Raw genomic sequence first — 25,456 nt, forward strand, 5'->3', positions numbered from 1 at the left:
AAACGCGTCGACTTTACGCGCATTTGGGAGCGCACTATCGAGGGAAAATACGTTGGAATACTAGCCATTCTTCGACTTGACGCATGCCAGCGAAGACCGCTTCTGGCCTCGAGCCGCCGTTAGTGATGAGCCGCTGGCGACCTCGCAAAAAATGATGTCAGACTACAATTCTCTCGGCAGATTGCAGCCAAACACCATTTCTCCCACGCACAAGGGGGGGGGTAACCCATGCCAAAGTTCGTAACCATCGGATATGGCGATCAAGAGGGCTACGATCGTACGCCCGCGGCCATCCGAAACGCAGCGCATGCGCACGACGCAAACTTGCAGGCAGACGGCGTGTTGATGGGCATTGCAGGCACGCCAGTACAAGTTCGTAACCACGAGGCCACTCGGGTCGAAACAACGCCCGGCCCATTCATGAAATCCGCCTTACCCGTAGCCGGTTTCGCCATCATCGAAGCCGCCGACATGGCCGAAGCTATAGCGATGGTGTCGCAAACACCCTGCGCCGTCGCGCACGGGGTCGTCGAAGTGTGGCCGCTGGAACAGCCGTAGCGGCACCTCTCATTTACACCGTAGGTTTATGTCCCGCAAGAACAAGGGAATGGCAACCCAGCTGCCTATCCCCTACCCTGCATTCACAAATGCCGATGGCTACAAACCATGACCTGCCCCGTCAGCCCCTCGACCAGCCTGGCCAGCCCCCTGGCGCTACCCTCATCCAACCATTCCATCCGAACCATCCGAAACCCCATCGCCAGGCTGTACTGCCAATCCAACTCCAAGATCCGGTAATCGCAGCAATTCTCCGCGCAATGCCACCGCGCAGCGGGATCCTCATAAGCCGCCCCAATGAAATCAACATGCGAGTCAAACGGCGGCATGGATTCCAGCAGTACGTCTGAACCCGGCAAACTGGGCTCGGAGAGATTTTCCCCCACCGCCACGCGCGGCTCAGGGCCGTCGTAGGCCAGCAGCACCAGCGGAAAATTCCTGGGATCTGCGTCGTAGGAGGCTTGGGTGTCAGGAGTGAGATAGGGTCTTGCCGCAGGCCCCAGGCAGTATTGCGGGCTGTTCCAGTCACTGCCCTCATTATCCGCATACAGTTCCCCGGGCGTGATGCCGTGGCTGGCCAACAACTCCAGAGCTTCGGCCATGGTGTCGTTATGGCGAATGGGAATATCCGCAGGCAGATACCCTGCCCGCACGTACATCGCGATCACGTCGCCTGTGGTGCGCAACGGTTCCTGATGCTGGTACGAGCCCTCGTTCAGGGTGGCCAGGCCGAAGCTCAGGTTCAGCAAGGCGCGGTACGGGATATTGTCGCCGCGCGGCTCGAGTACGTATCCGCCTTCCAGCAGCTTGGTTTCCAGCGCCCGCCAGTCGGGTGGCGGCAAATGCAGGTCGCGGGGGCACAGGAACTGGTGGTGTTCGGACATTAATGGGACTCGCTCTGTTGAAATGTCTAAATAAAGTCTGCGAAGGCGACGGCGGGCTGTGTCGCCATCCGCGGTAGCCATAATTAAAGCGTCAAGGGTATACGGAGATGGCGCGATCCATTTAGGACGGACCGTGTCCACGCCAAAACAAGGCGATCAGCGGCTCGCTACGCGCCCGCAGCATCAATCAATTCCGCCGACGACTCCCGCAAGCACTCGGCAAACAGCTCCGTGGTGGATGTCGTCGTATCTTCGCGCCAATACAGAATCGCCTCGCCCAATGGCCCCAGCGGCGGCAGCGGCAGCATCCGCATGGTTCCGCGCTGCACGTAGCGCCGCGCGAGCGACAGCGGCAGGATCGAGACGTATCCCCCGTCGCGCAGCAAGGACAGGTTCAGCGCCAATGAACTGGACTCGATGGTCGGACGCAACAGGGTCACGCCATGTTCGGCCAGGATCTCGACCATGGTCGCAAAAGCGGGCGAACCCTGCATGGGCGTGATCCAGCGCACGTCCTGCAGGTCGTTCCAGGCCACGGGGGTGTCGGGACCGCCCAATGGGTGGCGCGTACCCACCACGAACACGAACGGCTCGTGATGCAAGGACTCGTGGCGCATCACCGGAAGATATCCTGTCACGCGGTTGCGGCCCAAGGCCAGGTCGAGATTGCCTTCGTCCATCATCTTGAGCAGGCGGTCGAGCGTGGCTTCGACGAACGAGAACGAGGCGTTCGGCGCGCGCCGCGTGAACAGTTCGACGGCATGCGCGATCAGGGGCTGGGGAATCGTCACAACGGCGCCGAATCTGACGTGGCCGGCCGTGCCAGAGGCCAGCGCCTTGACGTCGCGCCGCGCCAGTTCGATCTGGCGCAGGATCTCGCGCCCGCGTTCGACCAGCACGCGGCCTATGCGCGTCAATTCGATGGCGTTGCCTACGCGGCGCACGACCGGCGTGGCCAGCGCCTCCTCGATCTCCGCGATCTGCTTGGAGATGGCAGGCTGCGTGACGTGGAACGCCGCGGCCACCCGCGTCACCTGGCGCAGCTCGCCCAGCGCCACCAGGATGCGCAGATGCCCAAGCTTCAGGCCGCTGCGGAAGAAGCGTTCTATCGAATTGTCGGACGGCGTGCTGGCGGACATGTCGTGAATGGAAAGACGGGGGTATCGGTCGCCATCGGGTCATGGCACAAGCCGTCAATCATAACCAAACGGTAATGCCGAATGCGGAAAGTGTGATTTGCCGCCGAATGCGAGCAGCCCGTACCCTTCGAACGGACAGCACTGTAGCGCGGGCTTCTCATGAAGCATCGACGAATAACCGGGAGCAAGGATTGATCCCACGCCGATGCCGCATCGCATAACCGAACTCGCAGGCTGCCGAATAACTCGATGTGCCCCATGGCACACACCCACGGAGACAACACCCATGAGCTCGTCCCTTTCCGGCGGCGCGCCGGCCTATGCCGGCGCGCAGGCCGCGCAGAATCCTGCGCAGCTAGACGCGCTGTACCGCAAGCTGGCCTGGCGCATCATGCCGTTCCTGTTCCTGTCGTTCATCGTCGCCTACATCGACCGCGTGAACGTGAGCTTCGCCAAGTTGCAAATGCTGGCCGACCTGTCGATGTCGGAAACGGTCTACGGCTTGGGGGCCGGCATTTTCTTTCTGGGTTACTTCATTTTTGAAGTACCCAGCAATCTGATCCTGCATCGCGTGGGCGCGCGCATCTGGATCGCGCGCATCATGGTCACGTGGTCCATCATTTCCTGTCTGACGATGTACGCGCAGGGACCGCTGTCGTTCTATCTGCTGCGTTTCCTGCTGGGGGTGGCGGAAGCCGGCTTCTTCCCGGGCATCGTGCTTTATCTGTCGACCTGGTTCCCGTCGAGCCGCCGCTCGCAGATCATCGCGCTGTTCATGGTGGCCATTCCGGTGTCGGGCGCCATCGGCGGTCCGCTGTCCGGCTGGATCATGGAGCGGTTTGGCGGCATGCATGGCCTGGCCGGCTGGCAGTGGCTGTTCCTGGTCGAAGGCCTGGGGTCGCTGCTGGTCGGGATTGCCGCCTTCTTCATGCTGCAGGACCGGATCGAGACGGTGAAGTGGCTGAACGCGGACGAGAAGCGCCTGCTGGCGCAGGATCTGGCGGCCGACGACAGCACCCGCGCCCGCCATAGCGTGCGGCAGGTGTTCGGCGACCGTAAAGTGTGGCTGCTCGGCCTGCTCTATTTCTGCATCGCCATGGGCAACTACGGCCTGGTGTTCTGGCTGCCGACGATGATACGGGCCGCGGGCGTGGCCAATCTGGGCAATATCGGCCTGCTGTCGGCGGTGCCGTCGCTGGTCAGCGCGGTGGCGATGATACTCATCGCGCGCCATGCGGACCGCACGAACGAACGCCGCATCCACGTTGCCGTGTGCTGTGTGCTGGGCGCCGTCGGCATGCTGGTATCGGTGCTGCTTGCCGAACACCTGTGGTGGTCGATGGCCGCCCTTATCGTCGCCGCCATCGGCATCAATTCGATCGCGCCGGTCTTCTGGGGCATCCCCACGGCGATGATGAGCGGCGCGGGCGCTGCAGCGGCCATCGCGCTGATCAACTCGGTCGGCAACCTGGCCGGCTTCGTCAGCCCCTATGTCATCGGCTTTCTCAAGGACGCCACGGGGCAGCTGCTGCCCGGCATGATCCTGCTGGCCTGCGCGTTGGTCGGCGGGGCCTTCATCGCCATGTCGCTGCGTACGAAGCGGGAGCAAGCATGAGCATGCCCGTCTGTCTGGTAACCGGTGCGGCCAGCGGCATCGGGGCCGCCACGGCCCTGCGTTTCGCGCGTGAAGGCTGGGCCGTGGCCATCAACAATTTCGACGACGGCACGCGGGCGGCGGCCGAGGCGGTGGCCGCGCAGTGCAGCGAGGCCGGCGCGCAGGCCATCGTCGTGGATGCCGACGTGGGCGACGACGCTGCCTGCCGCGGCATGGTCGATGCCGTCGCGGCGAAGTGGGGACGGCTGGACGCGGTCGTGAACAGCGCGGGCACGACCCGCGTGATTCCGCACGGTGACCTGGAAGCGGTCGATGCCAGCGAGTTCGAACGCGTCTATCGCGTGAACCTCATCGGCATGTTCCAGATGACGCGCGCCGCGGCTCGCCTGTTGCGCGAGCGTCCGGCAGGCGCGGCGTCGGGCTGCGTCATCAATATTTCTTCGCTGGCGTCCTTGAATGGCACGGGATCGTCCATCGCCTATGCGGCCTCGAAGGGCGCGGTCAATTCGCTGACGCTGTCGCTCGCGCGCAATCTCGCCCCGCAGGTCCGTGTGAATGCCATTGCCCCGGGCATGGTCGACGACGGCCTGCTGCGGCGCGTGCTGGGCGACGAGGCCTACGCCCGCGTGATCGACGGCATGCGCGAGAACGCGCCGCTCAAGCGGGTGTCGCAGCCTTCGGAAGTCGCGGACCTGGCCTGGTTCATCGCCGCCCGCGCGCCGGCGATGACCGGCCAGGTGCTGGCCCTGGAAAACGGCTTGATGCTCAATACCTGAGCCTCCCCCGATACTGATACTAGGAATTCCATCCATGAAAGATCTGCACAAACACCGCTCCCGCACGGTCACCGAGGGCGTGACGCGCGCGCCGCACCGCGCTTTCCTGCGCGCCACGGGCCTGGACGACGAGGCCATCGACAAGCCGTTCGTCGCCATCGTCGACACGTACGGCGAGAACACGCCCTGTTCCATGTCGCTGAACCAGATCTCGGACAACGTCCGTCTCGGGATCGCGGCCGGCGGCGGCGTGCCGATACGCGGCTCGGCGATCTCGGTCTCCGACGGCACGTCGATGAATCACTCGGGCATGCGGTTCTCGCTGGTGTCGCGCGAGACCATTGCCGACAGCGTCGAGTTGTTCGTGCGCGCCCACTGCTACGACGCGCTGGTCGGCGTGGCCGGTTGCGACAAGACCCTGCCCGGCATCCTGATGGGCATGGTGCGCGTGAACGTCCCCGGCGTGTTCCTGTTCGGCGGGGCGATGTTGCCGGGCGTGGCCCCGGACGGATCGCAGGCCACGATCCTGACGGCCATCGAGGCCGTGGGCGCGGCGCAGCGCGGCGATATGTCGGCCGAGACGCTGCGCGGCATAGAAAAGCGCTGCACGCCGACCGCCGGTTCCTGCCCGGGGCAATTCACGGCCAACACCATGGCGATGGTCGCTGAGGTGCTGGGGCTGGCTCCGCTGGGCTCGGCGATGGTGCCGGCCGTCTACAGCGAACGCATCGCGATTGCCCGCCGCGCCGGCGAAAACGTCATGCGCGCGCTGCGCAACGGCGGGCCGCTGCCGCGCGACCTGGTGACGCGCAAGAGCCTGGAGAACGCCTGCGCGGCCGTCGCGGCCACCGGCGGGTCGACCAATGCCATGCTGCACATCCCGGCCATCGCCCACGAGGCAGGCATCACATTCACGCTCGACGACGTCTCGGAAGTGCTGGCGCGCACGCCGCTCATCGGCGACATGCAACCCGGCGGACGCTATCTGGCCGTGGACCTGCATCATGTCGGCGGCGTGCCGGCGGTGCTCAACGCCCTGCTCGCGGGCGGGCATATACACGGCGACACGCTCACGCAAAGCGGCGAAACGCTGGAAACGGCGCTGCGCGCCTTCCCCGGCCCGGACGGCCGCGTGGTCAAGCCGCATGACGAACCGCTCTCGCCCAACGCGGGGCTGGTGGTCCTGCGCGGCAATCTGGCCCCGGACGGCGCCGCGCTGAAGACGGCCGGCCTCAAGCAGCTGGTGTTCTCGGGCACGGCGCGCGTATTCGAGACGGAGGAAGACTGCATGGCCGTGGTTGCCGCCGGCACCTATCGGGAAGGCGACGTCCTCGTCATACGCAACGAAGGGCCCAAGGGCGGCCCGGGCATGCGTGAAATGCTGAGCGTGACCGCCGCGATCTACGGGCAAGGCATGGGAGAAAAGGTCGCGCTGCTGACCGATGGCCGGTTCTCGGGCGCCACACGCGGCATGTGCATCGGCTATGTCGGCCCCGAAGCGGCGGCGGGCGGCCCGATACGCCTGCTGCGCGACGGCGACCGCATACACATCGATGCAATCAAGGGGAGCCTGGACGTCGAGCTCTCCGACGAGGAACTCGCGCAACGGGCGAAGGCCAGCCAACCGTTCGCGCGCGGCAGGCTGGGCGGCGTGCTTGAGAAGTATGAAGCGCTGGTGCGTCCGGCCAAGCTGGGCGCCGTGACCCATTCCGGGGCCGTGAACTGGCCTTACGAACCGTCGCTCGGGGAAGCTCCTGCCCAAGGGGGCCAGGAATGACGAAGACGCCGCGCATCGGTTTTTGCGGCATCGGCCGCATGGGTGAACCCATGACCCGGCGGCTGTTGGCCGCTGGTCACGAGGTCGCCGTCTGGAACCGCTCCAGCGCGAAGCTCGACTCGCTTGCCGCTGCCGGGGCCGTGGCAAAGGCAACGCCGCAGGCGCTGGGCGAGAGCGTGGACATCGCCCTGCTTTGCCTGGGCGACGGCAAAGCCGTGGAGGACGTGGTGTTCGGCGCGCACGGGCTGGCGCAAGCCGCCACGCCGCCCGCTTGCCTCATCGACCATTCGACCTTGTCGCCCGCGCTCACTCGCGCCCTGGCCGGGCGTTGGACGGCAGCGACCGGCGGCGTGTGGATCGATGCGCCCGTCTCGGGCGGCACCGACGGCGCAGCGGCCGGCAAGCTGGCCATCATGGCGGGCGGACCGGCGGATACGATCGAAGCCGTGACGCCCGTGCTGCGCGCCTACGCCGCGCGCGTCACGCGCATGGGGAAGGTCGGCGCGGGCCAGACCACCAAGCTCGCCAATCAGGCCATCGTCGCGACCACGCTCGCCGGCCTGGCCGAAGCCTTCGTGCTGGCCAAGCGCAGCGGCATCGATACGGCGGTCCTGCCTTCGGCCCTGCAAGGCGGCTGGGCCGACTCCGTGCTGCTGCAAACCTTGTGGCCGCGCATGGTGAACCCGCCCGAGCATGCCACCGGCACGGTGCGCGTGCTGCTCAAGGATCTGGACGCGATTGCCGAACTGGCCGAAGCGAGCGCCACGGTCCAACGCGTGCTGCCGGAAGTGCGCCGGCTGCTGCAGGATGCCGCGCAGCGCGGCATGGGAGATTGGGATCTATCTCAAGTTTTCCGGATCGGTGAAGCGGAGAGCCAGGCCGGCGCGTAATGGACTGCACGATGGGGAGCGCCTGGCGCCCCCCATCCTCCGTCAACCCAACGGCAACTCCAGCACCTGCTTCGTCGTCATGATGTCGCCGAAAGTGTCATCGATGCTCGCCAGCGCGGCGCGATGCAGCATCGCATGCGGCAAGGCCGACTGTTCCCCCGCACCCGTATCCAGGTCGCGCGTGGCGCAGGCATCGGCCGCCACGATCACCTGATAACCCAGCGGCACTGCGTCGCGGGCCGCGCCAGCGACGCAGGCGTGCGTCATCAGGCCGGTGATCAGCAGCGTGCGTACGCCAGCCGCCTTCAGGCGCTGGTCGATGTCGGTGCTGGGAAACACGCTGACCGTGGACTTGCGCAGCACCGTATGGCCCGGCGCGGGGCTCAGGTCGGGGTGGAATTCGATGCCCGTGCTGCCGTCGGCGAAGACCGGGCTGCCGGCGGGCGTGGCGTGCTGGATGTGGAAGACCGGGATGCCATGCTGATCGGCGTGGGCAACGAGCTGCGCGGCGTTGCGCAGGGCCGCGGGGCCTTCAGGGATGGGCAGCCTGCCGCTGAAGTATTCATTCTGGAAGTCGATCACCAGCAAGGCGGTGCTGGCCGGGTCGATGGACTGCGGGGCGGTGGCGCCGGCGATGGCGCGAATGGTCGGGTGGTTCATCGTAGGTCCTTGATCTGTAGGCGTTTAGTGTGCCGTTCACGCACGAGGGCGAACGGCATCAAGGATGCGCCATCGGGCATTAACCCGAAAGTGGCCCGAATACGAATTAGTGATAGGATCGGGCCAAATCCGCATTCCTGCCTCTTGTGCCATGCATACCATCGCCGTCGTCGCCTTCGCGGGCATCAGTTCCTTCCACCTGTCCGTGCCCTGCATGGTGTTCGGCGATGACCTGGCCCGCCTCGGCGTGCCGCGCTACCGCCTGCTGGTCTGCGGCGAAGCGGTCGGACCCGTCGCGACCATGTCGGGTTTCGATATCCATGTGCCGCACGACTATTCGGCCCTGGCCGAGGCCGACACGGTGATCGTGCCCGCCTGGCGCGATCCGGACGAGCGCCCGCCGGCAACCATGCTGCAGGCCCTGCGCGAAGCGCATGCGCGCGGCGCGCGGGTCATCGGCTTATGCCTGGGCGCCTTTGTGCTGGCGGAGGCCGGCCTGCTGGACGGCCGCCCGGCTTCGACGCACTGGGTCTGGAGCGACGACTTCGCCCGCAAGTACCCGCAGATCCGTCTCGACCGCAAGGCCCTGTACGTGGACGACGGCGACATCCTGACATCGGCCGGCACGGCGGCCGCCATCGATTGCTGCCTGCACCTGCTGCGCTGCGACCATGGCGCAGAACTCGCTAACCGGGTGGCCCGCCGCATGGTGATGGCGCCGCACCGCGATGGCGGGCAGGCGCAGTACATCGAACGGCCGCTGACGCGGGAGGACGGCGGCGACCCGATAAGCGTCGCGATGGAATGGGCCATCGAGCATTTGCAGGAGCCGCTGGGGCTGGACCGCCTGGCCGACCACGCCGGACTGAGCCGCCGCAATTTCACGCGCCGCTTCAAGCTGAAGACGGGCACGACGGTGACGCAATGGGTGCTGAACCACAGGCTGGCTGCGGCGCAGCGCCTGCTGGAGACGGGCGGGCTGTCGGTGGACCGGGTGGCCGAGGCTACGGGGTTCGGGTCGACGGTGTCGCTGCGGCAGCATTTCACGGCGGCGTTTTCGGTGTCGCCTGCCGCTTATCGGAAGCAGTTCCGGCAGCGGTGATGGCGTTTTGTATCGACGAACCAAGGCTCGGATGCCGGCCAGGTTTGATCGATGCGCGCGGCGCAACAAATAATTCAAACAGAGTTTGTCTTTTCAAGCTGGCGCTCGCCAACTAAGCATAGTCAAAAACAAGATTTAGCCTCCCTTCTCCCCACGCTATATTTTTTTCATCAGCCGCGCCTCGCACAGAGAGCCGGATCAAACCGCCCATGGCCATCAATCGTCGCGGCGCTTATTAATCATCCAGCGGCATCACACCGGAAAGCGATGAAGAGAAGAATGTCCAATGAGACACAGGGAGTCTTTTTCTTGCGGGCGATGCGTGCGCTGCGCGGCGGCGCACACGCCCTTGCAGGACGCCTCAGCCTGCCGCTCATCATTATCGCGGCTTGGCAATCGGCTTCCGTCACAGGCCTGATTTCGCCCACCCTCTTGCCCTCCCCGCTCCATGTCGCCGAGACGGTGGCGTACCTGATCGACAGCGGAGAACTCTGGCGCCACGTCAGCGCCAGCGGCCTGCGAGTGATACAGGGCTTCGTCGCGGCTGCCGCGCTGGCGCTGACATTGGGAATCTCCATGGGAATCTTCAACCGCCTGGAGCGATTCGTGGATTTCCTGATTCAAATACTCAAGCCGGTTCCCCCTATCGCCTGGATTCCGCTGTCGGTCCTCTGGTTTGGCATTGACGAAGGCGCCAAGATTTTCATCATCGTGCTCGGCAGCTTTTTCCCGATTCTGACGACTACCGTGGACGCCATCCGCCAGACGGACCGACGCTACGTGGAGCTGGCCCGGACGCTGGAGCTGCCCCGCCATCTGTTCATCCGCAAGATCATGCTCCCGGGCGCTGCGCCGCAGATCATGAGCGGTCTGCGCGTAGGCCTGGCCATGGCCTGGATGTGCGTTGTAGCCGCCGAGCTGATAGCAGCGCCCAGCGGAGTGGGCTTTCTGATCATGGACGGCCGGGCGATGTCCCAGGCGGATTTGGTGCTGGCGGGCATGCTTACCCTGGGTGTGCTTGGGAAGATCACTGACGACGTTCTACGCGCGGTGGAACAGCCGCTGGTCCTCTGGCGTCCTCAGTTCAAGGGGATGACACGCACATGAACGTCCTATCGCAAGCGCAGCAACGGGCAGGCAACGGCATGCAAGCCCTGAATGTGAGCAAGCAATACCTGGGTCCCCATGGCCAGCATGTGGCTGCGTTGGTGAACATAGATCTCGTCTTTCCCGAAGGCAGCATTACCTGTGTAGTGGGGACCAGCGGTTGCGGCAAGAGCACCTTGCTCAGGATCCTGGCGGGGCTGGATGGCGATCATGGCGGCAGCGTCACGCTAGGCGCACAGACTTTCTCCGGGCCATCGCTCCAACGCGGCGTGGTGTTCCAGGACCATCGCCTGCTGCCCTGGATGACGATTGCGGAAAATGTGGCACTGGGCCTGCACCGCGAGACCGCCCAGAGACGCCGGGAGATCGTGGACCGAAAGCTGGAGTTGGTTGGGCTATTGGCGTTTCGCGACACCTATCCTGCACAGCTTTCGGGCGGCATGGCCCAACGTGTAGCCATTGCACGTGCGCTGGCGCATGAGCCGCGCGTGCTGCTGCTGGACGAGCCGTTCGGCGCGCTGGACACCATCACCCGGCTGCAGATGCAGGATGAGTTGCTCCGAATCCGCGAGAAGGAACGGGTGACGACCGTGCTGATCACCCATGACATCGAGGAAGCCGTCTATCTGGGCGATCGGATTGCCGTCCTGTCGAGCAGGCCGGGCACGGTACGGGCCGTGGTCGATGTCGAGTTGCCTCACCCGCGCAAGAGGACAAGCGCCAGCTTCGCGGCCTTGCGCCAGTCGCTTTACGAGCAGTTTCTACAACATGCCTCCGGAGCGCCGCCAAGCAACGTGCCAGAGCATGGCGATACGGCTTACACCCCGATAGCAGGTGGCACCCATGCATGAACGATTCCGGAACCTCATGACAGCGGCGGTCTTCGGCGCAGTCTTGCTCTGCTCCATGGCGGCCCACGCCACCGATACGCTGCGCCTGGGCGTCATGCCCTTCGTGCCGTACTCGGCAAGCCTGCTGGCCCGGCAATACGGCTGGGTGGAAGAGGAACTGAAAAAGGCCGGCCACGACGACGTCAAAGTCATCTGGACGCAATTTTCCGGCGGCCCGCCGATCAATGAGGCGTTTGCTTCCGGCGACCTGGACATCGCCGCGCTCGGTGACACTGCCGCATTGATCGGCCGCGCTTCCGGAATCGACGATCGCATTATCGGTCTGTCATACAAGGGAGAGGAAACGCTGGCGCTGATGGTGCGCAAGGATGCGCCATTCCAGAGCGTGGCAGAGCTCAAGGGTAAGAAGGTGGCGACGTTGCGCGGGGGAAACGTGCATGAACTGCTGGCGCTTATCCTTGCCGAATCCGGCCTGAAACTGACGGACGTACAGTTTCTCAACCTGTCTCTGCAGGACATGAACACGGCGCTGCTCAATAGCGATATTGACGCCGCGCTGGTGTGGGACCCCGTCTTCACTCAGTTGGAGACCGAAGGCCAGGCACGCACGCTGCGCGATGGCAAGGGCCTCAAGAGCAATCTGATTCCCATCATCGCCTCCGCATCGCTCATCCAGCAGAAGCCCGAGTATGTCCAGGCCTACCTGCGCGGTATCGCCCGCGGCGCCGACGCGCTGAAACGCCGGCCCCAGGAAACGGCCGCCGAGCTGGCTCCTGTTTTCGGATTGAGCCCGGCGCAGACGTTGACCGCATTCAGCCGTTCCACCTGGGTCCCGCGTCTGGACGCGCAAGCGTTGGCCGAACTGAGGCGTTCAGTCGAGTTCCTGTTGGGCAATCGAATGATCCGCAAGCCCCTGGATCTGGACAAGTTTGTCGATCCTGCAGACGCCGCAGCCACAGACCTGACGGGATATTTGGGATCCGCCCGTGATCCCTCCAACCCGATCCCGGCGGGAGTGCCCCATGCCTGAATCAAACAAAGGCATAGCGCCCCAAAACACGGATGATCAACCCCGGGCCTTGCCGGCGCGGCTGGTGCTTCGGCCTGCGGCGCGCCCTGATTTCCAAGCCGTTCGCGACATCGTGCTCGAAGCTGAAGCGTTGGGCGCAAGCGCGGCGCTGATCACAGGCGGACGCGGCGCGCTGGAACCTTTGACCGTGGTAGGCGCGCTGGCGCCGCTGACCGCACGCATAGGCCTGCTCGCCGAAGTCGACGCTGCCGAAACCCATCCCTATACCGCTGCCCGCCGACTGGCGGCGCTCGATCACATCAGTGGCGGCAGGATTGGCTGGTCGCTGACTGGCGCTCGCGAACCTGGCCGCATTCGGGACTACGTCGATGCGGTGCATGCGCTCTGGGATAGTTGGGATGACGATGCCCATCGATTCGACAAGCGCAGCGGCGTCTACATCGATACGGATCGGATCGCGGCAGCGGACCACGCAGGGCCGTTCTATCGCGTGGCAGGCCCGCTCGATATTCCTCGACCGCCGCAGGGCCGCCTGCCCAGGGTGGGCGATGACAGCACTGCGGATGTCTCTTTCAGTGAGTGGATTGACGTCGTGGCAGTTCCGACCGCATGGCGCAAGCTGCGCGCCCGGTTCGAACCGGGCGTCGCGGATACCGCCGGACGGCCGCCTCGGACGCTGCGGCGCGAGTTAGGCCTATCGGACATTCCCCCGCAGTACTCCAACCGTCTTGCCGCCGCCCCAAATCCATGACCGCTCAAGATCGATCGTTGATTCTGCTCGTGAACGCCTTTGTCGCGGGCCACCACGAGGGGGCTTGGCGGCTGCCCCAAGCTCAACCAGAACGCCTGCGTGACATCCGCTATCACCAGGAAATCGCCCGCCTCGCCGAGACTGGGGGCTTCCATGCCATGTTCGTCGCGGATTTCTTCGTGTTCAATCCGGGCGCGCGCCATAGCCCGCGCTGGGAACTGGATCCGCTGACGCTCCTGTCGGGTGTCGCGCAGGCGACCGAACGGCTGGGCTTGATCGCAACAGGATCGGCCACGCTGAGCACGCCGGAAGAAATTGCGCGCACCTTTTCCACGTTGGATCATGTCAGCGCCGGACGCGCCCTCTGGAACATCGTGACCAATGGCGATCCCGCGGCAGCCGCCAATTTTGGACAGGACAAGCCCGTACCGCATCAGCAGCGCTACCAGATCGGCGCGCAGGCTGTTCAAGACGTGCTGCAGCTTTGGCGCAAAGGACAGGACGTGCCAGCGCCAGTCCAGTCGCATCCGGTTCTGGTGCAGGCCGGGTCCTCATCGGATGGCCGCGACTTCGCCTCGCGCTATGCCGAACTGGTATTCACCGCGCAAAACACCATCGGGGAGGCACATGCGTTTCGTCACGACTTGCTGACACGCGCCGCGGCGCATGGACGCAAGCCTGGTGCTGTGAAGCTCATACCCGGCATCAGCCCCGCCATCGGCAGCACGGTTGAAGAGGCGCGCCGCAAAAAGCGCGACCTTGACGAGTTGATCGTGCCGGAAGCTTCGCTGGCGTGGCTGGCTGGCTTTGGAATCGATCTGGGAGCCCACGACCTGGACGGTCCCCTGCCGCCGATATTGGGTGACATCGATAGATTCGAAGGGATAAAAAGCCGTTTCGGGGTAATCGCTTCGGTAATCGAACGCCACCGCCCGACGACCATCCGTGCGTTGCTCCAGTTACTTGCGGGCAGTCGCGGCCATGCCAGCCTGAGCGGCACGCCGGAGAGCATCGCGGACCTGATTGCCGAGTGGTTCCAACAGGGCGCGGCCGATGGCTTCATGCTGATGCCGCATGCTTTCCCCAGCGAGTTCCAGTTGTTCGTGGACGAAGTCGTGCCCTTGCTACGCCGACGCGGCTTGCTGCGGAATGGAGAGCGGCAAGCGGGCTTGCGTGAGCGCCTGGGGTTGCCGATGGAAGGGCTGGGCGAGCGAATCTAGGAAATATCTGCGCAATGCCCCCCAGATGAGGGTCTGAAAAGGCATTCGTCTGCCGCAGTAGGCCAAGGGCCTATGAAATGGGGCAAAGCGGCGCGATCGCCCGCAATCGACGAGCATCTGCCCACGCGACTCCAGAGGCACAAAGAAAATCCCGCCATATCAGTACATTTACATCCGCTCCTGCCGTAAATCTAGCTAAGTCTGGTTTATTGAAAACAGGAGTTTGATGTGGCAGAAAAAGGCTTGATCCGTGGACTTGTGATCGGCGTACCCTCATTGGTGGTTTTGGGAGCCGCTTCCCTCTCCATGCTGGGGTACGGTGCAGCCAGTGCCATTGAAAGCCGCTTTGGCGTGCCTACGGAATTGACGTATGACACGCCACTAGATCTTCTGCATCTCTCCAGTCACGCGTTTTCCGGCTGGATAGAAATTGCGGACGAGATACACACCCTCGAAAACTTCAAACTGTTGGCCATCGTCATGGCGGCCATAGGCCTCGCAATCACCTTGGTTTTCATTGGCTCGCACACGCCGAAAGTGCGCGAACCCGTGATAAAGGCCGGAAGCAGCATCGCGCTCATGCTCTCCAAAATTCCTGGCTGGCAGTTCATTCAAAGAGGCCGGAGATGGCTGCGCAAGGAAATAATCAGCTTCATTCCACTAGCCGCACTCAGCATTGCACCTTGGCTACTTATTTTCGCCATGAAGACCGTGCTGATTCTATTTGCCCTCCTTCCCTATTTGGGATACGTGGGGGCAATGAAACAGCTCCAAACCTGGATAGTTTCCGCTGAGCATTGCACCCCAATCGGCAGCAGAAATGAGAGATTGATTCTCTCCGACCTTCCAAAGACATCTGCCCAGCAAGAGAACAAAAGCAAGGCCACTCCATGCCTCGCTCTCTGGAGAAACGGTTCCATGATTGCAGAAGGCCGACATGTCGCGTCAACCGGAAGCACCATCATCCTTTTTGATCCGGTAAGCGGCAATGTGACGATAGAGCCGACCGAGGGAAGCTCCTTGCGTTTACACGGCCTTTCCGCAATGACGCTGAAAGAGTTGATTGAAACTCCCAACACCGACAACTAAGGCGGAAAATGGCCCGATCATTTGATAGAAAACATCTATAGCCTTGAAATAATCATAGCAAAATATATATAATTACTTGCCTATAGCAAACAATAATATGCCTTAAGCAAGTAATTGGAACTCCCCCATGACAGAGCAATCGCTCTACGACCGCGCCGAAGCGGTCCGGCATTTCAACCGTTTCTACACCCGCCAGATCGGCGTCCTGCATGAGCACCTGCTGGCCAGCGAGTTCTCGCTGACCGAAGTCCGCATTCTTTATGAACTGGCCCACAGGCCGGCGCTCAGCACGTCGGACCTGTGCCGGGAACTGAACCTGGACGCCGGGTATGTCAGCCGCGTGATCTCGGGCTTCGAAAAGAAAGGCTTGATCGCCAAGACGCGCTCGGCCGCGGACGCCCGCGTCGGCCTGCTGGAACTGACAGAGGCCGGCCGGGCGGCGTTTGCTCCGCTCAATGAAGCGTCGCGCAACGAGATCATCGCCATCCTCAAACAGCTTTCGGAGCCGGCGCAAGCGCAGCTGGTCAACGCCATGAACGAAATCCAGAACCTGCTCGGCGACAAAGCCCCCATGCCCTATGTGCTGCGTGATCCGCGCCCGGGCGACATGGGGCTGGTGGTGGCAAACCAGGCCATGGTCTATGCGCAAGAATTCGGCTGGAACTCGGAGTACGAGGCGCTGGTGGCCGAGATCGTGGCGAAGTTCATCCGGGAGTTCGACCGCGATCGCGAGCGCTGCTGGATCGCGGAGAAGGACGGGAAGATGGTGGGCTCTGTCTTCGTGGTGCGGCAGGACGAAACCACGGCGAAGCTGCGCCTGCTGTATGTGGACGGCTCCGCGCGCGGGCTGGGCATAGGCCATCGGCTGGTCGACGAGTGCCTGCGTTTTGCGCGGCAGGCGGGCTACAAGCACATGGTGTTGTGGACCAACAGCGTGCTGACGGACGCGCGCCGGATCTATGAAAAGGCCGGCTTCGAACTGGTCGAGGAAGAACAGCACCACAGCTTCGGCAAGGATCTGGTGGGACAGTATTGGGCGCGGGATCTGTAGGAAGCGCGATGCATCCCTGCGGCCAGATCAAATCCGTTTCCACGGACAGGCTCGACTCCGGTGAGTGAACGCGCCCAGGCCATATGCGCCGCCGCCGTCACAGGCGCGCTTGTGGGGGCCGCGATGGTGTCCACCCGCGCGGTGTCGAGCAACGTGTCGCCCGAGACGCTGGCTTTCCTGCGTTATGCCATCGGGGCGCTCGTGCTTGCCGCGCCCATGCTGCGCCGATGGTCTGTACGGTTCACGGCCAAGGATTTCTGCGCGGTGGCGGGCCTGGGCATACTGCAATTCGCGATGCTGATATTGCTGTTGAACTACGCGCTGGCCCGGCTGCCGGCCGCCACTTGCGCGCTGGTGTTTTCCACGCTGCCGCTGGTAACGCTGTGCCTGGCGATTGCCACGGGACGCGAGCAGTTCAGCTGGCCGCGGCTGATCGGCGCGGTCGTGGCGGTCTCGGGGATTGCGCTATTGCTGCAACCCTCTGCCGCCGCGGTGGGCAGCGCCGCAGATGGCTGGGCATGGGCCGCCTTGTTGGGCGCGACCTTCATCGGCGCGGCTTGCAGTCTTTTATATCGTCCGTACCTGCGTCGCTATCCATCCATATATGTCAGCGTGGTGGCGATGCTGGTGTCGGTCTTGTTCCTGGCGGGCGTCTGCCTGGCGCGAAGCGCGCCATTGCTGCCCAGCCTGTCCGGCTTTCAATGGGCGAACGTGGTGTTCATCGGGCTTTCCAGCGCAGTGGGCTATTTTTGCCTGCTGTGGGCGCTGAGCCGCCTGGAGGCAAGCCGGGTAATGTCGTTTCAGGCGCTGGCGCCGATCACGGCAGTATTGATCGAGCTGCTGAGCGGCTCGTATCCGCTGACCTGGCGCCTGACGGGGGCTTTTGTTCTGGTGTTATCGGGCGTCTGGTTCGGCACGCATGAACGGCGCGCGAGCGCCGCTTGACTCTGCCTCTGGAGCATCAAACCGTTCAGGTTTCTGGATTGATCCGGGCGCGCGTCTTCTCGTCCAGGATGCTGCGCACCAGCGCAAACAAAGGATCCGCGTCGGTGTGCTTCTGGCCGTAGGTCAGATTGAACCCATAGTCGAAATCCGGCGGATTCAAACCCTGCGTGTGCTGCAGGATGGTTTCCAGCTTGTCCAGGGCCTTGACGGCTTTGGCTTCCGGCGTGGCGGCATCCTCATATTCCTGCCAAAGCGCCAGGATTCCTGCGCGCTGTTGCTCATCCAGGGAACGGGTCAGGTGCAGCAGGTCGGCTTTCTCCTGTCTGGCCTTATCCGGATGATGGTGTTTCTCGATCGCGGGTACGTCGCCATGGATGGCCTCGCCCAGATCGTGCAGCACACACAGCTTCAGAACCTTGAGCATGTCCAGGCCGGCCAACTCGTCTTCGAAGGCCATGGCCATCAGGCACAGGCGCCAGCTGTGTTCAGCCGTGCTTTCGGGGCGGCCGGTGGACGTGAATCCGCTACGCAGCACGCTCTTGAGTTTTTCGGCTTCCTGCAGAAAGGCCAGCCGGCCTTTGATGTTCTCGATATTCATTTCAATTCCAACCCAATGCGGCGCGGCCATGGGCCGCGCCGGCCATCACAAGGTCGGCTGCGGAATGGGGATATCCTTCGATATCAGGTCGCCGTCTTGAATCCTTGTGTCGCACCCGGAGCTAAGGCCCCACTTGGTGACCGTGCCGTCATCAATCCTGAACTTCTCCGTGCATCGGTAGATGGTGTTGTTGATGATGCCACGGACGTATTCGTACGAAATGATCTTGCCGCCGTTGGACAAGGTATAGCTGTTGGTGGGCGGCCCCCATTTGGAAACCAGCTTTTCTTCGCTTTCGCCAACCCACGATTGCATCATGTCAGCCCTGGTTTCCTGGCGTTCATTGTTGATCATATTGCCTAGCGGGGAACCCGCGCACCCGGCAAGCAGTTGAGCCACAAGAACCGTCAAGACTAGCTTCTTCATTTACTTTTTCCCCTGGGAACGGCCTGACATGGCCGTGGATTGCAAAGACAGCAGTTCGCAATGCGGCCTAGCGGCAAGATTCCTTCGGCAGATCGAACCCGACCTTGACGCTGGTCGCGATCACGTTCTTGAAAGCTGCATCGGCGACGCTGTTGTAGCGGGCGTCGCAATTGAATTTGTTATTGAGCAGGTAATCCTTGCCTTCCGCCTTTTCCATCTGCGTGGCCCATTTCTCGGCTGCATCCAGCGCTTGGTCTCCGGCCTGTACAAAGCCCAGCATGATTTCCATGCCACCGGCTGCGCGAGGCGCGGTCCAGCTTGCGTACACCCAGGGATCGGCGGCGTTGCCGCAGTCGGTCAGGCAATCTGCCGTATACGTCAGGTCAGAGCCAAAGGCGGCGGGGGTAATTTTCTGCCCAGGCTTGGGCGCATATTCGCCGATGAAGCTGGCGAGGTCGGGCTTGCAGGTTTCGGAAGGCTCCAGGCTCAGCGCCGATACCTTGCCCGACTTGATCGTCGCGGTGACCAGGCAGCCCTGCACGTCGAACACGCGATCGTCGCCATAGGATTCCTGCGGCGCGCCGGCTATCGTTTCGAAATGCGCCTGGCTCTTGCCCAGCATTTTTCCATTGAAGACTTCCTGCACGGTGGCGGCTTGCGCAATATTGCCGCCGGCCATCAGCAGCCCCATGGCCAAAACTCTGAAATACATACTGGATCAGGCTCCGTCGAATATGGGTTTTGCCGCGGGCCAAACCTCGCGCGCAAACGGAGCGTATTCAAACATAGATGGCACTGCACGGATGGGCAAAAAATCGGTAATTCACCGGCATACGCCTGCGGATACTTCGCATTCACTGGAAGCCGCGGATTCAAGCAGTAACAACTGCGGCAGCGGGGCAACAAATTATCACGTTTACGATACGGCCCTGGCAGATCGCCGTATGACCGGCCTCCGATTAACGCTTAGGCGCGAATATCACCTTGACCGGCGCGCCCTGCTTGACCGTGCTGGCCCAGGGGCCATTCTTCGGCTCGAACGCGGGATGCCAGGCCCTGAGTTCCGTATCGGAAATCCATTCAAGCTGCAGTTGCTCATCAGGCGTATACGACCGGAACTGCGTCAGCGCCACGATGAACGCATTGCACTTTTCCGACACGCCGGTCTCGACCACGGATACCTGGGTCTGCTCGTCCCAGGTCAGCGACCCGCGCTGCGGGCATTTGCGGACCTCGACGTGATACTTTCCGCCAGGCGAAGGGAGATCGGCGATGATTTTGTCGGGACCGCAAGCCGTCAGCAGCATGGACGACAGCAATACCAGCGGAATGCTTTTTTTCATTGAAAAGCCTTCTGACCGTGAAGGAGGTCGATCCGTGAAAACCTGCGCATGATACCTTGCGACCTTGCGCACCGTTGAAGCCTGAAGCGTTCACACATGGACGATCGATGAACACACCTACGCAATACTGCAGCCAGAAGTTTGCCCGCAAGCCCTGGAGGCTCGCATGCCGATAGCCCTGGCCGATCTGGAGCAAGGCGTCATGGAGCTGTTGCGCGCACAGCCCGCGTTCGCTGGCTGGAAGAAAAAGGGCAAGCGTTGCCTGTGGCGAGCCTGCGGCGAATTGCAGCAAGGCGTGGAACTGATCCGCTACAAGGGCTCGTTCGACGACGCGCAGCACGTGTCCTTGGGCGTTTACGTGTCCTTTCCGTATGAAAAGGAATGGCCGGTTTACGTGCCGGCAGAAGTCTGGAACAAGGGACGCCTGTACCGCCGCGCCTATTTGAAACCGCGAGAAGGGCTGATCCAGGACCCGACCCTGGGCAGCGGCGCGGTGCTCAAGATCAGCAGTGCGCAGGACCTGAAGGACTGGCTGTCGACCTTGGCGGCGGATGTCGAAAATCATCTGGCTCCATGGTTTCAGCGCTATCAGACTCTGGAGGAAGCGTGGTACGAGTACCGCATTCCGTCCTGGCGTCTGCAGGCGGCCGGCCTTAAACCGGAAGAAAGACCGGAGCGCTAAATCAAGGGAGAGTAAAGCCCGCCGCGCCATTCCCGAAGTTCTCCACGCTGCGCGGGGACGCAACGATAGGCTCGTTCCCGGGTCATATCGTTTTCGTCAATCTGCACATTCTGGCGACGCCACGGCCCCTTGCATAAAAGGACGATATCTCCAAAAGAATATCGCACCCACGCCCGCACGGTGACATGTTTGTCAGCGACCTCACCGATCTGAAACTCAAGTGGTCTTAACGCATCCAATAACACCGGCGAAGAGACGATCAGCGGAACCGCAGGTGCCGCCGCTGCAATTCAGCAACGGTCCTGCACCCCATCAGCTTCATGGCCCGCTCGATCTCGACCCGCATCAGTTCCAGCGCCCGCTCCACGCCCGGCCGGCCGGCGGCCGCCAGCGGAAACAGGTAGTAGCGGCCCAGCCCCACGGCCTTGGCGCCTAGCGCCAGCGCCTTGAGCACATGAGTGCCACGCTGCACGCCGCCGTCCATCATCACGTCGATGCGGTCGCCAACCGCGTCGACGATTTCCGCGAGCTGGTCGAAAGCGCTGCGCGAGCCGTCCAATTGGCGGCCGCCGTGGTTGGACAGCACGATGCCGGTGCAGCCTATGTCGGCCGCGCGCCTGGCGTCTTCCACCGACATCACGCCCTTCAGGCAGAATTGCCCGCCCCATTCCTGCACCATCGCGGCGACATCGTCCCAGGTCATGGCCGGGTCCAGCATGTCGGTGAAGTAGCGGCTGATGGACATGGCGCCGCCGCCCATGTCGACGTGGGTGTCCAGCTGCGGCAGCCGGAAGCGTTCGTGAGTTAGGTAATTGAGCGCCCAGGCTGGCTTGATGGCGAACTGCGCGATGCCGGCAAGATTGAGCCTGAACGGAATGGCGAAGCCGGTGCGCTTGTCGCGTTCGCGGTTGCCGCCGGTGATGCTGTCCACGGTCAGCATCATGACCTGCACGCCGGCTTCCTTGGCGCGGGCCATCATTTCGCGGTTCAGCCCGCGGTCCTTGTGGAAGTAGAACTGGTAGACCTGGGGGCCGCCGCTGATCTTGCGGGCTTCTTCCAGGCTGACGGTGCCCAGCGAGGAGACGCCGAACATGGTGCCGAACTTGCCCGCGGCGGCGGCCACGGCGCGTTCGCCGTCATGATGGAACAGCCGCTGCAAGGCGGTGGGCGAGCAATAGACCGGCAGCGCCAGCTTCTGGCCCATGACGGTCACCGACATGTCCACTTCCGCCACGCCGCGCAGCACATCAGGCAGCAGGTCGCAGGACTCAAAGGCCGCGGTGTTGCGCCGATAGGTGGTTTCATCGTCGGCCGCGCCGTCGATGTAATTGAAGATGGGGCCCGGCAGCCGCTGGCGGGCCATGCGGCGAAAGTCGTGGAAGTTCTGGCACTGATGCAGACGCATGGGTGGACCTTTATCGACACTACACGTACAGACAGCCTGAGCCCCCGGATGGAGCGGGAGGAATTGTAGACCGATAGCCACATTTCCAAGGCCATCAAAATGGACCCCAGCGCAGATCGTGTTAAATGCGGGCTTTCGCCCTACGAACGGAAGTACTCCGCAATGCCTCACCTCCTGCTCAAACCGGCCACGCTGATCGCGGCCGCCGTCCTGTCGCTGCCCGCCGCAACCGTCTCGGCGCAACAGAACCTGGAGCGCGCCACCTCCTTGGCCCAGATCCACGCCATCATGGAGTATTGCGAGGTGCTGACTCCCGAACTGCTGGAGGTCCTGAAGAAGCGGCAGCAGTCCGCCACGCGCGAGTCCGGCGTGTCGTCGCTGGTGTTCGATGCGGAGTATCTGCGCGCCTACGCCAAGGCGCGCAAAGACATGGCGGACTTCGGGGAGGAAGAAAAGGAGCTGACCTGCCAGCCCATGCGGGCCATGGCCGGCAAGGACTGAGCCCTCATTGCCACGCACCCGAAGTGGCTGCGCGGCGCCTTGAAACATGGCGCCGGCAAGCGTAGTCTGACACCGCTGATTCTTCCCCCCACTGCCATAGCCGGGAGCGATTCATGGCGCAGAAAGAACGACATAAGGGCCGCTTGATAGATCACATCGGGCTGGTGGTGCGCGACCTGCCCGCCAGCAAGGCGTTCTACACGGCGGTCTTCAATGCGTTGAAGATTCCCATCGGCGGTTCCGACGGCCCGGACTTCTGGACGGACGAGCTGTTCATTTCCTCGCGCGGCAGCGCCGAGGTGCAGGACGAACTGACCGGCCGCATCCATCTGGCGTTCCAGGCGGAAGACCGGGCCATGGTAGATGCCTTCTACCAGGCGGCGTTGGCGCATGGCGGCCGGGATAACGGTCCGCCGGGCGAGCGCGCAAACTACCATGCCGGCTACTACGCCGCGTTCGTGCTGGACCCGGACGGCAACAATATCGAAGCCGTCACGCGCGCGGGCGCCCAACGCAGCGCGGCCTCGGTGCGGATCACCTACTGAACGCGCCGCCAGCGCCCGGGGCTGGACGTCAGGCCGCGCCCCGCGGCGCCTGGATCATCTTCCAGCCATTGCCCGCCGGATCGCGAAAGCCCGCGTCCACGCTGCCGTAGCGTTCGATGGGTTCCTGCGTGAACTCGACGCCCAACGCCTGCAGCCGGGCATAGTCTGCGCGGCAGTCGGCCACATGCAGGACCAGAGGCGGCATCGCGCCTTTGGCGACCATGGCACGCAGCGTCTGCGCCGTGGCCTCGTCGTGGATGGGCGGGCCGGGCGCAAACAGGCCGAGCTGAAACGAGGGCTGGTCCGGATGCTGGACCGTCAGCCACCGGTACGGCCCGTTGCGCACGTCCGTATGGACGCGGAATCCGAGCTTGTCCACGTAGAACGCCAGCGCCGCGTCCTGATCGTCCACGTATATACCCGCCACGTTGATGCCTGAGTTCATGAGACCTCCTTGGTTGATGGCGGAAATTTACCGTCGGTCTCGCGGCGGCGCTTCTCCAAAACAGCGATGTTGAGGTCGGGGCGCTGCGCGGCCTTCGCTACGCAGCCGGGCATGCTGTCCAGTGGCGGCGTCCCCGCCCGCGCCTGCACCCGCATGGCGCTGGGGCTGAGCCCCGTGACGTCGCGGAAAATGCGGCTATAGGTGCCGAGGCTTTCCCACCCGGTCGCATAGGCGATTTCCGTGACGCTCTGCTCCGTGTCCCGCAGCATGGCCACGCTTTGTTCGATACGCCGCGTCAACAGGTAGCGGTGCGGCGGCAGGCCGAAGGCGCGCTTGAAGGAGTGCGCGAAATGGGCCTTGGAGATGCCGCTGACCTCGGCCAGGCGCTCCACCGGCCAGGCTTCGTGCGAGGCCGCATCCATCCGGTCCTTGACGCGCAGCAGGCGGCGCAGCAAGCCCGGATCCTGCTGCGCGCCTGCGCCTGGCGCGGCTTGTGCCAGCAGTGTCCCCAGCTTCAGCAAGGCGTCTTCCTGCACCGTGCTATAGCCCACCACCACACCCGACGCCAGCTCCACCTTGCGGCAGAAGTCCGCCACCGGCTGCATGCCCACGCCCGCGGCCCGCGCCGCCGCCACGGCCTGCGCCACATCCCAGCCCGGGGGCAGCCACCACAGCAGATGAAAGCCGGCGTGTTCGCCACCGACGCGCAATGCATCGCTGCCGACGGCCTGGCGCAAGGCGCGCAGCACGGCGTCGCGCCGGCGCGCGTACACGCCGCGCGCCTTGCGCACGTGGCGCGCGAAACTGCCGTCCTGCAGGAACGCCGCCAGCGTCATTTGCTCGATGATGCTGGGCGAGCGCCCCGCGCGGCGGCGCGCCTGCACGAAAGCGGGCGCCAATTCCTTGGGCACCACCGCATAGCCGATGCGCAGCGCGTTGAACAAGGTCTTGTTGAAGCTGCCGCAATGGATGACACGGTCGACCGTGTCCAGACTCTTCAGGGCGGCCAGCGGCGCGCCGTCGTAGCTGAATTCGCTGTCGTAGTCGTCCTCGACGATCCAGCAGCCGGCTTGCGCGGCCCAGTCCAGCAATTCCAGGCGGCGAGACACCGGCATGGTGGCGCCAGTGGGCGCCTGGTGGGCGGGCGTGACGTGCACGAGCTTGACGCCGCGCTGGAGCCGAGCCTGCGTCACCGGAAAGCCCTCGGCATCGATGGCCAAGGGGACGATGTGACGCGTGTACTGGCCGAAGATGGGCTCGGCGTTCAGGTAACCGGGATCCTCGATCAGCACCTTGTCTAGCGGCCGCAGCAGGAGATGGCCGCAGAGGTCCAGGCCGTCACGGATGCCGCCCAGGACGATGACCTGCTCCGGATCGCAACTGATGCCGCGCGCCGCGCCAAGGTAACGGGCGATCTGCTCGCGCAAGGGGCGCCAGCCTTGCGGTTCATCGTTGGCAAGCTGGGCCGGCGTGACGCGCCGCGCGCTGGCCATCAGCCCCTTGCGCCAGCGCTCCATGGGAAAGAGCGCGGCGTCGGCGCTGCGGGAGTAGAACTGGGAGTTGGGCTGCGTCGGCGCGAAGATCGCAGCCATGTGCGGGACGGCCCCCGGTGCGCCGGCCGTTGGCCCGCCTGCTTGCGTTGCCGACCGCGAGCCCGAGGCCTTGGACGTTGCGGCGCCCTCGCCCGGCAACCCCGCCCGGAAAAAGTTGTCCGGAATCATCGCCGCCACATAAGTGCCCGAGCCCACCGTGCCCGCGGTATAGCCTTCGCTGCGCAATTGATCGTAGGCAGCCTCGACCGTGGAGCGCGCAATGTGCCAGCGCCCGGCCAGGCTGCGCGTGGACGGCAGGCGCGCGCCGGACGGCAGCGCGCCCTTCAATATGCGTTCGCGGATCTCGCGGTAGACCCAGGCCTGCTTGGATTCCCCGGGCCGCGCGGCGTCCATCGGCAGGTCCAGGCTGGCTTCCTGGCGTTTCGCACCAGGCTGCCGTGCGGAAAGTGGCTTGTTCATATTGACAGAAATGGCTCTATTCAATGTAGCCATTCTATCGGTAGATTGCCTGCC

27 protein-coding genes are annotated in these 25,456 nt (G+C 63.7%); 17 read left to right on the forward strand and 10 right to left on the reverse strand.

Going from position 1 to position 25,456, the window contains the following annotated elements; genetic code table 11:
• The first annotated feature begins 228 nt into the window (after nucleotides 1–228).
• Nucleotides 229–558, forward strand: coding sequence for a YciI family protein (locus AC1RHV_RS05930; RefSeq protein WP_492300062.1), 330 nt, complete (start codon nucleotides 229–231; stop codon nucleotides 556–558).
• A gap of 83 nt (nucleotides 559–641) precedes the next feature.
• Here AC1RHV_RS05930 and AC1RHV_RS05935 read toward each other — a convergent pair whose 3' ends face one another.
• Both AC1RHV_RS05935 and AC1RHV_RS05940 read right to left on the reverse strand, forming a co-directional pair.
• Entirely contained in the window at nucleotides 642–1,442 is an 801-nt protein-coding gene (locus AC1RHV_RS05935) for a hypothetical protein (protein ID WP_492300064.1), read from the reverse strand.
• A gap of 167 nt (nucleotides 1,443–1,609) precedes the next feature.
• Nucleotides 1,610–2,581, reverse strand: a complete 972-nt coding sequence (locus AC1RHV_RS05940; protein WP_492300066.1) for a LysR family transcriptional regulator — start codon at nucleotides 2,579–2,581, stop codon at nucleotides 1,610–1,612.
• A 286-nt stretch (nucleotides 2,582–2,867) separates the two neighbouring features.
• On the opposite strand from AC1RHV_RS05940, the gene AC1RHV_RS05945 reads away from it, so the two are divergent.
• Genes AC1RHV_RS05945 through AC1RHV_RS05960 form a run of 4 tightly spaced genes read left to right on the forward strand, consistent with a single transcriptional unit; the run spans nucleotide 2,868 to nucleotide 7,639 of the window.
• Nucleotides 2,868–4,196, forward strand: coding sequence for an MFS transporter (locus AC1RHV_RS05945; protein WP_492300068.1), 1,329 nt, complete (start codon nucleotides 2,868–2,870; stop codon nucleotides 4,194–4,196).
• Nucleotides 4,193–4,972 (forward strand): SDR family NAD(P)-dependent oxidoreductase, encoded by a 780-nt coding sequence (locus tag AC1RHV_RS05950; RefSeq protein WP_492300070.1) that lies wholly within the window; start codon nucleotides 4,193–4,195, stop codon nucleotides 4,970–4,972. The genes AC1RHV_RS05945 and AC1RHV_RS05950 overlap by 4 nt, the downstream gene beginning before the upstream one ends.
• 34 nt (nucleotides 4,973–5,006) lie before the next feature.
• On the forward strand, nucleotides 5,007–6,749 hold the full coding sequence (gene ilvD, locus AC1RHV_RS05955) for a dihydroxy-acid dehydratase (protein WP_492300072.1): 1,743 nt from the start codon (nucleotides 5,007–5,009) through the stop codon (nucleotides 6,747–6,749).
• On the forward strand, nucleotides 6,746–7,639 hold the full coding sequence (locus tag AC1RHV_RS05960) for an NAD(P)-dependent oxidoreductase (RefSeq protein WP_492300074.1): 894 nt from the start codon (nucleotides 6,746–6,748) through the stop codon (nucleotides 7,637–7,639). Before ilvD ends, AC1RHV_RS05960 begins: the two co-directional genes overlap by 4 nt.
• Nucleotides 7,640–7,681: 42 nt before the next feature.
• On the opposite strand, the gene AC1RHV_RS05965 is transcribed toward AC1RHV_RS05960, so the two are convergent.
• Nucleotides 7,682–8,299 carry a cysteine hydrolase family protein gene (locus AC1RHV_RS05965; RefSeq protein WP_054456292.1) on the reverse strand — a complete coding sequence of 206 codons (618 nt, stop codon included), beginning with the start codon at nucleotides 8,297–8,299 and terminating at the stop codon, nucleotides 7,682–7,684.
• A 151-nt stretch (nucleotides 8,300–8,450) separates the two neighbouring features.
• On the opposite strand from AC1RHV_RS05965, the gene AC1RHV_RS05970 reads away from it, so the two are divergent.
• From AC1RHV_RS05970 to AC1RHV_RS06010, 9 genes are all read left to right on the forward strand, one after another.
• The gene (locus AC1RHV_RS05970) at nucleotides 8,451–9,401 is read left to right on the forward strand and encodes a GlxA family transcriptional regulator (protein WP_306652738.1); all 951 of its coding nucleotides are present in this window, start codon (nucleotides 8,451–8,453) and stop codon (nucleotides 9,399–9,401) included.
• A gap of 279 nt (nucleotides 9,402–9,680) precedes the next feature.
• Complete coding sequence (locus AC1RHV_RS05975; protein WP_254593316.1) at nucleotides 9,681–10,508, forward strand: ABC transporter permease; 828 nt, start codon at nucleotides 9,681–9,683, stop codon at nucleotides 10,506–10,508.
• Nucleotides 10,505–11,359: an ABC transporter ATP-binding protein gene (locus tag AC1RHV_RS05980; protein ID WP_492300077.1), complete on the forward strand. Its 855-nt coding sequence runs from the start codon at nucleotides 10,505–10,507 to the stop codon at nucleotides 11,357–11,359. Before AC1RHV_RS05975 ends, AC1RHV_RS05980 begins: the two co-directional genes overlap by 4 nt.
• A complete protein-coding gene (locus AC1RHV_RS05985; RefSeq protein WP_492300078.1) occupies nucleotides 11,352–12,389 on the forward strand; it encodes an aliphatic sulfonate ABC transporter substrate-binding protein in 1,038 nt (345 codons plus the stop codon). Before AC1RHV_RS05980 ends, AC1RHV_RS05985 begins: the two co-directional genes overlap by 8 nt.
• On the forward strand, nucleotides 12,382–13,140 hold the full coding sequence (locus AC1RHV_RS05990; RefSeq protein WP_492300080.1) for an LLM class flavin-dependent oxidoreductase: 759 nt from the start codon (nucleotides 12,382–12,384) through the stop codon (nucleotides 13,138–13,140). The genes AC1RHV_RS05985 and AC1RHV_RS05990 overlap by 8 nt, the downstream gene beginning before the upstream one ends.
• Nucleotides 13,137–14,360, forward strand: coding sequence for an LLM class flavin-dependent oxidoreductase (locus AC1RHV_RS05995; protein ID WP_175162312.1), 1,224 nt, complete (start codon nucleotides 13,137–13,139; stop codon nucleotides 14,358–14,360). Before AC1RHV_RS05990 ends, AC1RHV_RS05995 begins: the two co-directional genes overlap by 4 nt.
• Before the next feature lie 228 nt (nucleotides 14,361–14,588).
• Nucleotides 14,589–15,449 carry a hypothetical protein gene (locus AC1RHV_RS06000; protein WP_175162310.1) on the forward strand — a complete coding sequence of 287 codons (861 nt, stop codon included), beginning with the start codon at nucleotides 14,589–14,591 and terminating at the stop codon, nucleotides 15,447–15,449.
• A gap of 127 nt (nucleotides 15,450–15,576) precedes the next feature.
• Nucleotides 15,577–16,500, forward strand: coding sequence for a bifunctional helix-turn-helix transcriptional regulator/GNAT family N-acetyltransferase (locus AC1RHV_RS06005; protein ID WP_492300082.1), 924 nt, complete (start codon nucleotides 15,577–15,579; stop codon nucleotides 16,498–16,500).
• A gap of 60 nt (nucleotides 16,501–16,560) precedes the next feature.
• Entirely contained in the window at nucleotides 16,561–17,445 is an 885-nt protein-coding gene (locus AC1RHV_RS06010) for a DMT family transporter (protein ID WP_175162306.1), read from the forward strand.
• Nucleotides 17,446–17,470: 25 nt separating this feature from the next.
• Here AC1RHV_RS06010 and AC1RHV_RS06015 read toward each other — a convergent pair whose 3' ends face one another.
• From AC1RHV_RS06015 to AC1RHV_RS06030, 4 genes are all read right to left on the reverse strand, one after another.
• On the reverse strand, nucleotides 17,471–18,043 hold the full coding sequence (locus tag AC1RHV_RS06015) for an HD domain-containing protein (protein WP_492300084.1): 573 nt from the start codon (nucleotides 18,041–18,043) through the stop codon (nucleotides 17,471–17,473).
• A gap of 45 nt (nucleotides 18,044–18,088) precedes the next feature.
• Entirely contained in the window at nucleotides 18,089–18,469 is a 381-nt protein-coding gene (locus tag AC1RHV_RS06020; RefSeq protein WP_492300086.1) for a hypothetical protein, read from the reverse strand.
• A 67-nt stretch (nucleotides 18,470–18,536) separates the two neighbouring features.
• Nucleotides 18,537–19,181, reverse strand: a complete 645-nt coding sequence (locus tag AC1RHV_RS06025; protein WP_306652751.1) for a hypothetical protein — start codon at nucleotides 19,179–19,181, stop codon at nucleotides 18,537–18,539.
• 247 nt (nucleotides 19,182–19,428) lie between these two features.
• Nucleotides 19,429–19,812: a hypothetical protein gene (locus AC1RHV_RS06030; RefSeq protein WP_054456281.1), complete on the reverse strand. Its 384-nt coding sequence runs from the start codon at nucleotides 19,810–19,812 to the stop codon at nucleotides 19,429–19,431.
• 166 nt (nucleotides 19,813–19,978) lie between these two features.
• Between AC1RHV_RS06030 and AC1RHV_RS06035 the strand changes: the two genes are divergently transcribed.
• Nucleotides 19,979–20,494, forward strand: coding sequence for a hypothetical protein (locus AC1RHV_RS06035; protein ID WP_492300088.1), 516 nt, complete (start codon nucleotides 19,979–19,981; stop codon nucleotides 20,492–20,494).
• 259 nt (nucleotides 20,495–20,753) lie between these two features.
• Here the strand turns inward: AC1RHV_RS06035 and AC1RHV_RS06040 are convergent, their stop codons facing one another.
• Complete coding sequence (locus AC1RHV_RS06040) at nucleotides 20,754–21,899, reverse strand: alpha-hydroxy acid oxidase (protein WP_054456279.1); 1,146 nt, start codon at nucleotides 21,897–21,899, stop codon at nucleotides 20,754–20,756.
• A gap of 162 nt (nucleotides 21,900–22,061) precedes the next feature.
• On the opposite strand from AC1RHV_RS06040, the gene AC1RHV_RS06045 reads away from it, so the two are divergent.
• Together AC1RHV_RS06045 and AC1RHV_RS06050 are read left to right on the forward strand one after the other, a co-directional pair.
• The gene (locus AC1RHV_RS06045) at nucleotides 22,062–22,400 is read left to right on the forward strand and encodes a hypothetical protein (protein WP_119451289.1); all 339 of its coding nucleotides are present in this window, start codon (nucleotides 22,062–22,064) and stop codon (nucleotides 22,398–22,400) included.
• 113 nt (nucleotides 22,401–22,513) lie between these two features.
• Nucleotides 22,514–22,945, forward strand: a complete 432-nt coding sequence (locus tag AC1RHV_RS06050; protein WP_492300090.1) for a VOC family protein — start codon at nucleotides 22,514–22,516, stop codon at nucleotides 22,943–22,945.
• Between the two features lie 28 nt (nucleotides 22,946–22,973).
• Here AC1RHV_RS06050 and AC1RHV_RS06055 read toward each other — a convergent pair whose 3' ends face one another.
• Nucleotides 22,974–23,390, reverse strand: coding sequence for a VOC family protein (locus AC1RHV_RS06055; RefSeq protein ID WP_054456276.1), 417 nt, complete (start codon nucleotides 23,388–23,390; stop codon nucleotides 22,974–22,976).
• Nucleotides 23,387–25,402, reverse strand: a complete 2,016-nt coding sequence (pdxR, locus tag AC1RHV_RS06060; RefSeq protein WP_492300092.1) for a MocR-like pyridoxine biosynthesis transcription factor PdxR — start codon at nucleotides 25,400–25,402, stop codon at nucleotides 23,387–23,389. Before pdxR ends, AC1RHV_RS06055 begins: the two co-directional genes overlap by 4 nt.
• Nucleotides 25,403–25,456: the final 54 nt, after the last annotated feature.

The sequence above is a fragment of the Achromobacter sp. GW823-FHT04E03 genome (genome assembly GCF_058796095.1).